Raw genomic sequence first — 13,244 nt, forward strand, 5'->3', positions numbered from 1 at the left:
TTATTCTCCTTTACCGTCAGCTGCTGCAGCTGGCGCGGCTACCTTGCGGACGCGCTGAACGGCGGGTTTGTTGGCGTCGGCACCAGTGGCCTCAGCGGGTTTGTCACTGCCATCGGCAGGTGCGTTGTTGCCACCAAGCGGACGACGTGCACCACGAGATGCTGGACGGTCTGCACCAGGACGACGGTCATCGCGACGCGGGCCACGAGGACGACGTTCTTCTTCGGTGCGCTGTTCCACTGCCGGCAAATCGTTGCGACCCAAGGTATCACCCTTGTAGACCCACACCTTGACACCAATGATGCCGTAAGTGGTCTTCGCCTCTGATGTGCCGTAGTCGATATCGGCTCGCAGTGTGTGAAGTGGCACGCGACCTTCGCGATACCACTCGCAACGAGCGATTTCAATACCATTCAGACGGCCAGACGACATGATCTTGATGCCCAAGGCACCCAGACGCATGGCGTTTTGCATGGCGCGCTTCATGGCCCGACGGAACATGATGCGTTTTTCGAGCTGTTGTGTGATCGAATCAGCAATCAGCTTGGCATCGATTTCAGGCTTGCGCACTTCTTCGATGTTGACCGCCACTGGCACACCCAATTGACGACCGAGGTCGCGCTTCAGGTTTTCAATGTCCTCCCCTTTTTTACCAATCACCACACCCGGGCGTGCCGAGAAGATGGTGATGCGGGCGTTCTTCGCAGGACGCTCGATCAGAACGCGAGAAACAGAGGCGTTCTTGAGTTTGGCTTTCAGGTACTCGCGCACCTTGATATCTTCAGCCAGCATGCCCGCGAAATCGCGGTCATTGGCGTACCAGCGAGATGACCAGTTGCGGCTAACCGACAGCCGAAAGCCGGTTGGATGGATTTTTTGTCCCATAACTTCCTGGCCTCTTTCAGTTACCAACCGTCACGTACACATGGCACGTGGGTTTTCTGATTTGGTTGCCACGGCCTTTTGCGCGGGCCGTGAAGCGCCTGAGCGAAGCACCTTGCTCGACGTAGATGGTTTTCACCTTCAACTCGTCAATATCGGCGCCGTCGTTGTGTTCAGCGTTGGCGATGGCAGATTCCAGAACCTTCTTAATGATCACAGCAGCTTTTTTCTGCGTGAACTGCAAAATGTTCAGAGCCTGGTCCACCTTTTTGCCGCGAATCAAGTCCGCGACCAGACGACCTTTGTCTACCGACAAACGGACGCCACGAAGGGTTGCACGTGTTTCCATGGTCGCCTCCTTATTTCTTTTGGACTTTTTTGTCCGCAGGGTGGCCCTTGAAAGTCCGGGTCAGAGCGAACTCACCCAACTTGTGGCCGACCATTTGGTCAGTGATATACACAGGCACGTGCTGCTTGCCATTGTGCACAGCAATGGTCAAGCCGATGAAATCGGGCAGAACCATTGAACGGCGCGACCAGGTCTTGATCGGCTTTTTGTCTTTCGTAGCGACCGCTTTTTCGGTTTTAGCTACCAGATGATGGTCAACGAATGGACCTTTTTTGAGAGAACGAGTCATTACCTACCCCTTACTTCTTGCGACGCGACACGATCATGACCTGCGTGCGCTTGTTGTTTCGGGTACGGTAGCCCTTGGTCAGATTACCCCAAGGATCCACTGGATGACGGCCCTCGCCGGTCTTACCTTCACCGCCACCATGCGGGTGATCCACAGGATTCATCACCACACCGCGAACGGTCGGGCGAATACCCATCCAGCGTTTAACGCCAGCTTTACCGAGTTGACGCAGGCTATGCTCTTCATTGGCGACCTGGCCCAAAGTAGCACGGCATTCAATGTGGATCTTGCGAACCTCACCGGAACGCATACGAACCTGAGCATAGGTGCCTTCGCGCGCCAGCAAAGTAGCCGAAGCACCTGCGGAACGAACAACCTGGGCACCTTTGCCAACTTGCAGCTCAATACAGTGAACAACCGAACCCACCGGAATATTCCGAATAGGCAAGGTGTTACCTACACGAATTGGAGCTTCTGCGCCACTCATGATGGATGCACCAACTTCCAGACCACGCGGCGCGATGATGTACTTGCGCTCACCGTCGGCATAACACACCAAAGCGATGTGCGCAGAGCGGTTTGGATCGTACTCAATACGCTCAACCTTGGCTGCAATGCCATCCTTGTTACGCAAGAAGTCAACAACGCGGTAATGATGCTTGTGCCCACCACCCTTGTGACGGGTCGTGATATGACCATTGTTGTTGCGTCCAGCGTGTTGGAACTGAGGCTCCAACAAAGCTGCGTGCGGCGCACCTTTGTGCAGGTGGTCACGCGAAATCTTCACCACGCCACGACGGCCTGGAGAAGTGGGTTTCATTTTGATAACAGCCATGATTACGCAGCCTCCCCACCAAGGTTAATTTCTTGACCTGGCTTGAGCATCACGTAGGCTTTGCGAACATTGTCGCGACGCCCAACAGACTTGCCAAAACGCTTGGTCTTACCCTTGGTGTTCACCACAGACACGCCCTTGACTTCTACCTTGAACATCAATTCCACAGCGGCCTTGATTTCGTATTTGGTAGCATCTTGGAGCACCTTGAAGGTCACAGCATTGCTCTTTTCCGCAACCATCGTGGCCTTTTCAGACACGATAGGCGCAACGAGAACCTGCATCAAACGACCTTCGTCAAATTTTTGATTGGGGTTATTAGCATGGCTCATGCGAACATCTCCTGCAATTTACCCATAGCCGCTTTGGTCACCAACACCTTGCGGTAGTGAACCAGCGACACCGGATCAGCATAACGAGGCTCAACCACCAAGACATTCACCAGATTGCGCGAAGCGAGGTAAAGGTTTTCGTCAACTTCATCAGCAATCACCAACACCGAATCAAGGTTCATCGCCTTGAATTTGGCAGCCAGTGCCTTGGTCTTGGGCGACTCAACGGTCAACGAGTCGACCACCGCCAGACGACCTTCGCGTGCCAGCTGCGACAGAATCGAAGCCATACCAGCGCGGTACATTTTTTTGTTGATCTTCTGAGCGAAGTTTTCATCGGGCATATTCGGAAAAATCCGACCGCCGCCACGCCACAACGGCGATGACGTCATACCCGCACGAGCACGACCTGTACCCTTTTGCTTAAAAGGCTTCTTGGTAGAGTGACGGACCTGCTCACGATCTTTTTGAGCACGCGTGCCTTGACGAGCGTTAGCCTGAAAAGCAACAACAACCTGGTGAACCAGATCTTCGTTGTAAGCCCGACCAAACACAGTTTCCGGCGCATCCACTGTGGATGCCACTTGACCTTGATCATTAAGGAGTTCGATCTGCATCAGTTCGCCCCTTTCGATTCAACGGTTTTTGCTTTGATGGCGGGACGCACGGTCACAAAACCACCAGCAGAACCAGGGATAGCACCCTTGATCAACAACAACTGACGAGACTCATCAACCCGGACAATATCCAGATTCTGCGTCGTCACCAGATCAACACCCAGGTGACCCGTCATGCGCTTACCAGGAAACACCCGACCCGGATCTTGAGCCATACCAATGGAGCCAGGAACATTGTGCGAACGGCTGTTACCGTGAGACGCGCGCTGCGAACTCATATGGTGCCGTTTGATGGTGCCAGCATAACCCTTACCAATCGTGGTACCTTGGATATCCACTTTTTGACCGACTGCAAAGACAGCAGACACAGGAACCACGGCACCCGCTTGATACGAGGCGGCAGCCTCTGGGGTCACACGAAATTCGCGAATGATTTCACCCGCCTCAACACCCGCCTTGGCAAGATGCCCAGCGGTCGGCTTGTTGACACGAGAGGCTTTTCTCGCGCCAAATGTCACTTGCAAAGCAACATAGCCATCGTTCTCTTGGGTTTTGACTTGAGTCACTCGGTTGTTGGACACATCAATCACAGTGACAGGAATTGCATTCCCATCATCTGTAAACAGACGCATCATGCCAACTTTGCGACCAAGCAATCCAAAGTGATTGCTTAGACTCATTGTTTTCTCCATAACTTTCACCAGCCCCACTTCAATTGGTGAGACTGTTTGGTTGTGAAAGAGGGTTGATAAAAATCTGCGACATAGACTTTTGCAAGCCCATCTCAACAGAGCCAGCGAGTATAACCACAGATCGCCGCGTGCGCAAGCAAATCAGTTCTCGCCGGAAACTGCAGTTACTGCAATTTGATCTCTACATCCACACCTGCCGGCAAATCAAGCTTCATCAGTGCGTCAACGGTCTTGTCAGTCGGATCCACGATGTCCATCAAGCGTTGATGGGTGCGGATTTCGAACTGGTCACGACTGGTTTTGTTGACGTGAGGTGAACGCAAAATGTCAAAACGCTTCATGCGTGTTGGCAAAGGCACTGGGCCTTTGACAATGGCACCCGTGCGCTTGGCGGTGTCCACAATTTCAGCGGCCGATTGGTCGATCAGCTTGTAATCAAACGCCTTCAGGCGGATGCGGATTTTTTGTTTCGTTGCCATAATGTTCCCTTATTAAGCAAGAATCTTGGCAACCACACCGGCACCAACGGTCTTACCACCTTCACGGATAGCAAAGCGCAGACCTTCTTCCATGGCGATGGGTGCAATCAGCTTCACAGTGATCGACACGTTGTCACCAGGCATCACCATTTCTTTGCCTTCTGGCAATTCAATGGCACCGGTCACGTCGGTCGTACGGAAGTAGAACTGAGGACGGTAGTTGCTGAAAAACGGGGTGTGACGACCACCTTCGTCTTTGGACAGCACATAGACTTCACCAGTGAAGTGGGTGTGCGGCTTGATCGAACCCGGTTTGCACAGCACTTGGCCGCGCTGGACGTCTTCACGCTTGGTGCCGCGCAACAAGATGCCAACGTTGTCGCCCGCTTGACCTTGGTCGAGCAGTTTGCGGAACATTTCAACACCGGTGCAGGTGGTCTTTTGGGTGTCATGGATGCCGACGATTTCGATTTCTTCGCCGACTTTGACGATGCCGCGCTCGATACGACCAGTCACCACAGTACCACGACCCGAGATGGAGAACACGTCTTCCACTGGCATCAGGAAGGCACCATCCACAGCGCGCTCTGGCGTGGGGATGTAGCTGTCCAATGCGTCAGCGAGTTTGAAGATGGAACCTTCACCCAATTCACCTTTGTCGCCTTCCATGGCGAGCTTGGCTGAGCCATGGATGATGGGGGTGTCGTCACCTGGGAAGTCATACTTGTCCAGGAGTTCACGCACTTCCATTTCAACAAGTTCAAGCAGTTCAGCGTCATCCACCATGTCGCACTTGTTCAAGTAGACGATGATGTAAGGCACACCGACCTGGCGAGCCAACAGGATGTGCTCACGGGTCTGAGGCATGGGGCCGTCAGCAGCAGAACAAACCAGGATAGCGCCGTCCATTTGAGCAGCGCCGGTGATCATGTTTTTCACATAGTCGGCGTGTCCAGGGCAGTCAACGTGGGCGTAGTGACGTGCAGCGGTTTCGTATTCAACGTGGGCGGTGTTGATGGTGATACCACGAGCCTTTTCTTCGGGCGCTGCGTCGATTTGATCGTAGGCTTTGGCTTGACCGCCAAATTTAGCTGCCAGCACGGTGGTGATGGCTGCAGTCAAGGTGGTTTTGCCGTGGTCAACGTGACCAATGGTGCCCACGTTGACGTGGGGCTTGGTACGTGTGAATTTTTCTTTTGCCATTTTTCAGTTCCTTAAAAGAGCAATGCCCGTGGATTGGTTTAATGTTTGCATGTCGTCACTGGATCCCTTGCCACGGGCAGCGCGGGGTGCGACATCGCAGACAGATTTTTTTACTTGGCGCGAGCTGCCATGATGGCTTCAGACACGTTACGCGGTGCTTCCGTGTAGTGCTTGAATTCCATCGTGTAAGTCGCACGCCCTTGAGACATGGAACGCAGAGTGGTTGAATAACCAAACATTTCAGACAGCGGCACTTCAGCCTTGATGGCCTTGCCACCACCGACCATGTCTTCCATACCTTGAACCATGCCACGGCGTGAGGACAAATCGCCCATCACGTTGCCAGCATAGTCTTCAGGGGTTTCCACTTCCACAGCCATCATGGGCTCAAGAATCACCGGACCAGCCTTGCGGCAGCCTTCCTTGAAACCAAAGATAGCAGCCATCTTGAACGCCAGTTCATTGGAGTCCACATCGTGGTACGAACCGAAGTGCAACGTGACCTTGACGTCAACCACAGGGTAGCCAGCCAACACACCTTGTGTGACGGCTTCGTGAATACCCTTTTCGACCGCCGGAATGAACTCGCGCGGCACCACACCACCCTTGATCGCATCAACGAACTCAATACCCTTACCGGCTTCATTGGGTTCAATCTTCAGCACCACGTGACCGTATTGACCCTTACCACCAGACTGACGCACGAATTTGCCTTCAGCATCTTCAATGGTTTTGCGGATGGTTTCACGGTAGGCGACCTGCGGCTTGCCAACGTTGGCGTCCACGCCAAATTCGCGCTTCATGCGGTCAACAATGATTTCCAAGTGAAGTTCACCCATACCGGCAATCAGCGTCTGGCCAGACTCTTCGTCGGTCTTGACGCGGAATGACGGATCTTCCTGAGCCAAACGCTGCAAAGCGATGCCCATCTTTTCCTGGTCAACCTTGGTTTTTGGCTCGACCGCCTGGGTAATCACTGGCTCAGGGAAAATCATGCGTTCCAGCATGATGATGGCATTTGGATCACACAGGGTTTCACCAGTGGTGACATCTTTCAGGCCAATACAAGCAGCGATGTCGCCGGCGACAATTTCGCTCACTTCTTCGCGCTTGTTGGCGTGCATTTGCACGATACGGCCAATACGCTCTTTTTTGCCGCGAATCGGGTTGTAAACCGTGTCACCTTTGGTCAAGACACCCGAATACACACGCACGAAAGTCAACTGACCCACAAACGGATCGGTCATCAACTTGAATGCCAGCGCAGAGAATTTTTCTGTGTCACTGGCTTGACGCACGATAGGTGCATCATCTTCATCGATGCCCTTCACCGGCGGAATATCCACGGGCGACGGCATGAACTCAATCACTGCATCCAGCATCCGCTGCACACCCTTGTTTTTGAAGGCCGAGCCGCAATACATCGGCTGGATTTCACTGGCGATGGTTCGCGTACGAATACCAAGCTTGATTTCTTCTTCAGACAAATCGCCTTCTTCAAGGTACTTGTTCATGAACTCTTCAGAAGCTTCAGCAGCAGCTTCAACCATCTTCTCGCGCCACTCCTTGGCCAACCCAACGAGTTCGGCCGGGATGTCACGGTAGTCAAACAACATACCTTGCGAGGCTTCATCCCAGATGATGGCTTTCATCTTGAGCAAATCAACCACCCCAGTGAAGTTTTCTTCAGCACCAATCGGGATCACCATGGGCACAGGGTTGGCCTTCAAGCGCAGTTTCATCTGATCGACAACCTTGAAGAAGTTGGCACCCGTGCGGTCCATCTTGTTCACAAAGGCCAGACGAGGCACCTTGTATTTGTTGGCCTGACGCCAAACGGTTTCAGACTGCGGCTGCACACCACCCACAGCACAGTAAACCATACACGCACCATCAAGCACGCGCATGGAGCGCTCAACTTCAATCGTGAAATCGACGTGTCCAGGGGTGTCAATGATGTTGATGCGGTGCTCAGGCAAGGACTTGTCCATACCCTTCCAGAAGCAAGTGGTTGCGGCTGACGTGATCGTGATGCCGCGCTCCTGCTCTTGCTCCATCCAATCCATGGTGGCCGCACCATCGTGCACTTCACCAATCTTGTGGTTGACACCGGTATAAAAAAGCACGCGCTCGGTAGTGGTGGTTTTACCAGCGTCAATGTGAGCAGAAATGCCGATGTTGCGATAACGCTCAATGGGGGTATGGCGGGCCATGATGGATCCTTGGTTGATCTATATTTTCAAACTACTACGCCGCTGAAGGCTTGTGACCTCAGCGGCGCAGGGAGCAGCTTTCAAACCGAGCAGTCTTGCAGGCAGTATCGAGGACACAACCAGAGACTGCAGCGACGCATGAAAACCGCGCAGTAGCCGCTGCTTAGAAGCGGAAGTGAGAGAAAGCCTTGTTGGCTTCGGCCATGCGGTGAACTTCGTCACGCTTTTTCATGGCACCGCCACGACCTTCGGTAGCCTCCAGCAACTCATTGGCCAGACGCAGGGCCATGGATTTTTCACCACGTTTGCGAGCAGCTTCCTTGATCCAGCGCATGCTTAAGGCCAAACGACGGACCGGACGCACTTCCACCGGCACTTGGTAGTTAGCACCACCAACACGGCGGGACTTCACCTCAACCAGCGGCTTCACGTTGTTGATAGCCACGGTAAACGCCTCGAGAGCGTCTTTATCGGGGTGCTTCTTGGCGATTTGCTCCAGCGCGCCATAAATGATGCGCTCAGCAACCGCTTTTTTGCCGCCTTCCATGATCACGTTCATGAATTTGGACAGCTCGACATTGCCGAATTTAGGATCCGGCAGGATTTCACGTTTAGGGACTTCGCGACGACGTGGCATTTTTTTACCTCTATTGCTTCAGTTGGTGTTTCAACAACACCGCGAGAGTTAACAAATAAGACTCTCACTTACTCGACCCGAACCTTGGGTCACTACGTTTGCCGACTGCGCCACGCAGCAACAAACACCTCTTTAAACCAACAGACCAAAAGCTTATTTAGCCTTAGGACGTTTTGCACCGTATTTGGAACGCGACTGCTTGCGGTCTTTCACGCCTTGCAAGTCAAGCGAGCCACGCACGATGTGGTAACGCACACCAGGCAAATCCTTGACACGACCACCACGAACCAGCACCACGCTGTGTTCCTGCAAGTTGTGGCCTTCACCGCCGATGTAAGAAATCACCTCAAACCCATTGGTCAAGCGCACTTTGGCAACTTTACGCAAAGCCGAGTTGGGCTTCTTGGGGGTGGTGGTGTAAACGCGGGTGCAAACACCGCGGCGTTGTGGAGAATTTTCCATCGCCGGGCTTTTGGACTTGATCGTTTCGACCGCGCGCCCCTGACGAATTAACTGATTAATGGTTGGCACCTGAGCCTCCTAAAAACTAAACGTCCCTAAACGCTTAAGAAAACATGAAAATAACGAGAACGTGAACCCCTTCGGAAATTCCGAAAAGCCCGCTACTATATCAGGTAGCCTTGATGAGGGCAATGGACTTTATTTGATCCAGAGCCGCACGGCATCCCACGCGCGGCCAAGCACCCCTGCCTGCTCAACCTCTTGCAGGGCCAGCAGCGGCACCTCGGCCACCAGTTGACCCTGGCTGCTGACCTTGAGCGTTCCGACGGCTTGCCATTTGGTCAACGGGGCCACCAGCGGCTCCGGACGCGCCACCTCGGTGGACAATTTGGTAGTGCTTCCAGCTGGCACCGCCACAATGATCGGCCGGGGTTGCCCCAGGCCAACGGTGGACTGGGTCCCCTTCCAGATGGCAGGTGTCACCACCGCCTGGTTGCCATCAAACAGCTTGACCGCCTCAAAGGCGGTGTAACCCCAATTCAGCAGCTTCTGTGACTCGTTGGCGCGGGCGTTTTCGCTGGCCGTCCCCAACATCACAGACAACAGGCGCCGACTTCCGACCCCTGCCACATCACGGTGAGCAGTGGCAATCAGGCAATAACCCGCCGCATCGGTGTGCCCGGTTTTTAAGCCGTCCACCGTCGGATCGCGAAACAGCAGGGAATTGCGGTTGTTGTCATTGGCCGCAGGGGTGCCCGGATAGCGGTAATGTTTGATTGCGTAATAGTGCACATAGTCGGGAAAATCACGCATCAGCCGCGTGGCCAGCACACTCAAATCACGCGCTGTGGTGGTGTGGCCCGCTTCGGCCAGACCTTCCGGGTTCTTGTAACTGGTGGACTTCATGCCAAGAATCTTGGCCTGCTCGTTCATCATTTGCACAAAACGCTCAACATTGCCACCCACACCTTCGGCCAGTGCCATGGTGGCGTCGTTGCCACTTTGCACAATCATGCCCTTGATCAGGTCTTCCACCGGCACCTGCATCTTCGGGTCAATGAACATGCGTGAACCGGGCATCTTCCAGGCGCGTTCACTCACCGGCAGGGTTTGTTTGAGGTCGATTTTTTTGTTGCGCAAGGCATCAAACACCAGGTAAGCCGTCATCAGCTTGGTCAATGACGCCGGCTCCACCGGCATGTCGATGTCTTTTTGCGCCAGGATCTGATTCGCCGTCACATCCAGCAGCACATACGAGCGAGCGGCAATTTCAGGGGCTTGCGGGGTTTGTGCCGCAGCCGTCAGTGCAACCCAGGCAACCAGAGTCAAGAAGACTTTTTTCATGAGGGGTAAGGCGTCGACCCAGCCACAGGCAGGTTACTAACTATAGTTAATATAGCTATGAGCCCTTTATACATAAGGGCTTGAGCACAAAATATCTTGAATCAAATCAATGCCCCACGTCTGGCGGCACCAGCAGTCGCTCGACCACCTGCCCGTGTTTCAGGTGGGATTCCACAATCTCTTCAATGTCAGCTTTGTCCACATAGCTGTACCAAACTGCCTCGGGGTAAACCACCGCCACCGGCCCCGCTGCACAGCGGTCCAGACAACCCGCCTTGTTCACCCGCACCTGACCTGGGCCCGCCAGCCCGGCCGTTTTCACCAACACCTTGCAGTGCTCAAAAGCGCCTTGGGCGTCAAACTGCGCGCAGCTGGTCTGACCATTGGTTCGCTCATTGGTACAGAAAAAAATGTGCCGCTGAAAATAACTGGCGGCGGGTGCCACCGTGGCAGTGGCAGCCTCTGGGGATGTGGAGTGTGTCATGACTGAATTTTAGTTGCGCGGCTCTTTTCCCCACACCCGACTCAGCACATAGAGCAGTGTCGCAAAAGGCCACAACCAACCCAGCCACTGCGCCAACCCGTGAAAGCGAATAAAACGGCCCTGCTCCCACATGAACAAGGTCTGCTCAAAATAAGGGTCGGTCGAGGTCTGGTTGATCAGGCTCAGATCCACCCCCAAAGCCAACACAGCGAGGGCGGCGGCAGCACGCGGTGGCACCGCCAACAGCAACGCGAGCAGTACCAACGCGACCACCAAAGCACCCCGCACCGATTCACTCAACCAGACCCAGGCGTGCTCTGGCCCAAAACTCAGCGTTGCACTCAAACTGCTCACCCCCACACCCAACATCACCATCCAGATCAGGAACCACAGCCGCTTGCCAGCCTGAGCCATGATGCAATACCCCAACAGACCCGGAACCAGCACCCCCAGCAACACACACAGCCATTCGGTCACCGGCCACAGCGGCTGCAACTCAATGTCACGCACCGGCAACCACTCGAGAAAAGGAGTGTCGGCAAGCAAGTCAGCCAGCGTCGCCTCCAGGCGCTCCATCACCTGACCCAAGCCAAACGGCACCGTGGTCGGAAACAACAAGGCCAGGGGCCACAGCGCCAACAACACCAAGGCACCGCGCGCGTCCGGCACAAACCAATTGGCCCGAAACCGGCTCCAACGCTGCAGCATCCCCAGTTTTTCCAGACCCCAGGCCACCAACGCACCCAAGGCCGCGCCTGAAATGTTCAAGACCAAATCCAGGTTGGATGGCACCCGCGCGGGCAGGTAGATTTGCAAGGTTTCCATGGCCATCGACAAGATGGCGGCGGTTGGCACCGCCAGCAAAATCGCCCAGCGCAGGTGGCCGGTGCGCAGAGCGCCCAGGGTCATGAAAAAACCCAGCGGCATATAACCCAGCACATTGGAGATGACATCAAACGCGGTCCAGTACCTGGGCCAGGGCGCTGTCAGGAACACCCAGGGCGACACCCCCTGGTCGCGCCAGCCAAGAAACGGGTACAGGCTGGCGTAAACGATCAGGCCAACATACACGGCCGCCAACGGCCAGGCCGAGGTTTTGTGCGCAGGCATGCTGATGTCACAGGAAAGGGATCGGGGTCATGCGGCCAGTTTAGGGGAGAACACAGAGCGGCCCAAAAAAAACCCCAGCACAAGGGCTGGGGTGGTAAGCCTATTTGCTGTCACACATCAAGGCCCCGCTCAGGGAGGAAAAGCGGGGGGCAGTAAACTGCCCGGGTCGTAATTTAACAAAATTTTTTCCTTGTTTCAAGTCAAGCACGAAATAATGTCTTTACGACGACAAAATCATGCAAAGGAATTTAAAAATGACCCCTTACGCGCCTTTTCCCCTTGGCCGTGCGCGCCGTCTGCGCCGCGACAGTTTCACCCGCAACCTGGTCCGTGAACATGCGGTGACGGCCAATGATTTGATTTACCCGGTGTTTGTGGTGGATGGCACACAACAGCGCCAGGCGGTGTTGTCGATGCCCGGTGTGGAGCGCCTGAGTCTGGACCTGCTGCTGCCCGTGGCCGAAGACTGCGTGAAGCTGGGCATCCCGGTGATGGCCTTGTTTCCGGTGATTGACCAATCCTTAAAAACCCCTGACGGCCGTGAAGCCCTCAACCCCGACGGCCTGGTGCCACGGGTGGTGCAGGCGCTCAAGAAAGAGTTTCCCGAGCTCGGCATCATGTGTGACGTGGCGCTGGACCCGTTCACCAGCCATGGCCAGGACGGTCTGATTGACCCAGACCCGGCCGAAGACGGCTACATCACGAACGACGCCACGGTGGAGGTGTTGGTCAAACAGGCGCTGACCCAAGCCGGGGCCGGGGCCGACATCGTGGCACCGAGCGACATGATGGACGGCCGCATTGGTGCCATCCGCCAGGCCTTGGAAGCCAACCACTTCGTCCACACCCGCATCATGGCCTACAGCGCCAAATACGCCTCGGCCTTTTACGGCCCGTTCCGTGACGCGGTGGGCTCCTCGGGCAACCTGGGCAAAAGCAACAAAAAGGTTTACCAGATGGACCCCGGCAACAGCAACGAAGCCCTGCGCGAAGTGGCGCTGGACATTGCCGAAGGCGCCGACATGGTGATGGTCAAGCCCGGCATGCCTTATTTGGACGTGGTGCGTCGTGTCAAGGACGAGTTCCAGATCCCGACCTTCGCCTACCAGGTGTCCGGTGAATACGCGATGCTCAAGGCCGCTGCGCAAAACGGCTGGCTCGATCACGACGCCGTCATGCTGGAGAGCCTGCTCGCCTTCAAACGTGCTGGCGCCGACGGTGTACTCACCTACTTTGCCCGCGACGCTGCTCGCTTGCTCAAGAAATAAGAGCTACTGGCCCTTTATCCATAAGGGCTAGACAGCTTTTTCTTATAC

16 protein-coding genes are annotated in these 13,244 nt (G+C 54.9%); 1 reads left to right on the forward strand and 15 read right to left on the reverse strand.

All coding sequences use genetic code 11. The annotated features are described in order from the left end of the window. From rpsC to FDG13_RS02355, 15 genes are all read right to left on the reverse strand, one after another. Window positions 1-885, reverse strand: coding sequence for a 30S ribosomal protein S3 (gene rpsC, locus FDG13_RS02285; RefSeq protein ID WP_180125172.1), 885 nt, complete (start codon window positions 883-885; stop codon window positions 1-3). Between the two features lie 16 nt (window positions 886-901). Continuing rightward, the gene (gene rplV, locus FDG13_RS02290) at window positions 902-1,231 is read right to left on the reverse strand and encodes a 50S ribosomal protein L22 (protein ID WP_075585605.1); all 330 of its coding nucleotides are present in this window, start codon (window positions 1,229-1,231) and stop codon (window positions 902-904) included. A 10-nt stretch (window positions 1,232-1,241) separates the two neighbouring features. Next, entirely contained in the window at window positions 1,242-1,520 is a 279-nt protein-coding gene (rpsS, locus tag FDG13_RS02295; protein WP_180125173.1) for a 30S ribosomal protein S19, read from the reverse strand. A 10-nt stretch (window positions 1,521-1,530) separates the two neighbouring features. Next, complete coding sequence (gene rplB, locus FDG13_RS02300; protein ID WP_180125174.1) at window positions 1,531-2,355, reverse strand: 50S ribosomal protein L2; 825 nt, start codon at window positions 2,353-2,355, stop codon at window positions 1,531-1,533. Between the two features lie 2 nt (window positions 2,356-2,357). Next, window positions 2,358-2,687, reverse strand: coding sequence for a 50S ribosomal protein L23 (gene rplW / locus FDG13_RS02305; protein WP_180125175.1), 330 nt, complete (start codon window positions 2,685-2,687; stop codon window positions 2,358-2,360). Further along, a complete protein-coding gene (gene rplD, locus FDG13_RS02310; protein WP_180125176.1) occupies window positions 2,684-3,304 on the reverse strand; it encodes a 50S ribosomal protein L4 in 621 nt (206 codons plus the stop codon). The genes rplW and rplD overlap by 4 nt, the downstream gene beginning before the upstream one ends. Continuing rightward, a complete protein-coding gene (rplC, locus tag FDG13_RS02315) occupies window positions 3,304-3,984 on the reverse strand; it encodes a 50S ribosomal protein L3 (RefSeq protein WP_180125177.1) in 681 nt (226 codons plus the stop codon). Before rplC ends, rplD begins: the two co-directional genes overlap by 1 nt. Before the next feature lie 176 nt (window positions 3,985-4,160). Further along, the gene (gene rpsJ / locus FDG13_RS02320) at window positions 4,161-4,475 is read right to left on the reverse strand and encodes a 30S ribosomal protein S10 (protein ID WP_028250951.1); all 315 of its coding nucleotides are present in this window, start codon (window positions 4,473-4,475) and stop codon (window positions 4,161-4,163) included. Between the two features lie 12 nt (window positions 4,476-4,487). Further along, window positions 4,488-5,678, reverse strand: coding sequence for an elongation factor Tu (gene tuf, locus FDG13_RS02325; RefSeq protein WP_180124803.1), 1,191 nt, complete (start codon window positions 5,676-5,678; stop codon window positions 4,488-4,490). A gap of 110 nt (window positions 5,679-5,788) precedes the next feature. Further along, window positions 5,789-7,891, reverse strand: a complete 2,103-nt coding sequence (gene fusA, locus FDG13_RS02330; RefSeq protein WP_180125178.1) for an elongation factor G — start codon at window positions 7,889-7,891, stop codon at window positions 5,789-5,791. A gap of 163 nt (window positions 7,892-8,054) precedes the next feature. Continuing rightward, window positions 8,055-8,528, reverse strand: a complete 474-nt coding sequence (rpsG, locus tag FDG13_RS02335; RefSeq protein ID WP_075585502.1) for a 30S ribosomal protein S7 — start codon at window positions 8,526-8,528, stop codon at window positions 8,055-8,057. 153 nt (window positions 8,529-8,681) lie between these two features. Then, window positions 8,682-9,059, reverse strand: a complete 378-nt coding sequence (gene rpsL, locus FDG13_RS02340) for a 30S ribosomal protein S12 (RefSeq protein ID WP_078364581.1) — start codon at window positions 9,057-9,059, stop codon at window positions 8,682-8,684. Between the two features lie 129 nt (window positions 9,060-9,188). Further along, entirely contained in the window at window positions 9,189-10,334 is a 1,146-nt protein-coding gene (locus FDG13_RS02345; RefSeq protein WP_180125179.1) for a D-alanyl-D-alanine carboxypeptidase family protein, read from the reverse strand. A 106-nt stretch (window positions 10,335-10,440) separates the two neighbouring features. Continuing rightward, window positions 10,441-10,818: a ferredoxin gene (locus FDG13_RS02350; protein ID WP_180125180.1), complete on the reverse strand. Its 378-nt coding sequence runs from the start codon at window positions 10,816-10,818 to the stop codon at window positions 10,441-10,443. Window positions 10,819-10,827: 9 nt separating this feature from the next. Beyond that, window positions 10,828-11,928 carry a VanZ family protein gene (locus FDG13_RS02355; RefSeq protein WP_180125181.1) on the reverse strand — a complete coding sequence of 367 codons (1,101 nt, stop codon included), beginning with the start codon at window positions 11,926-11,928 and terminating at the stop codon, window positions 10,828-10,830. 254 nt (window positions 11,929-12,182) lie between these two features. On the opposite strand from FDG13_RS02355, the gene hemB reads away from it, so the two are divergent. Further along, complete coding sequence (gene hemB / locus FDG13_RS02360; RefSeq protein ID WP_180125182.1) at window positions 12,183-13,196, forward strand: porphobilinogen synthase; 1,014 nt, start codon at window positions 12,183-12,185, stop codon at window positions 13,194-13,196. Window positions 13,197-13,244: the final 48 nt, after the last annotated feature.

The organism is Rhodoferax sp. BLA1 (genome assembly GCF_013416775.1).
Lineage (GTDB): Bacteria > Pseudomonadota > Gammaproteobacteria > Burkholderiales > Burkholderiaceae_C > Rhodoferax.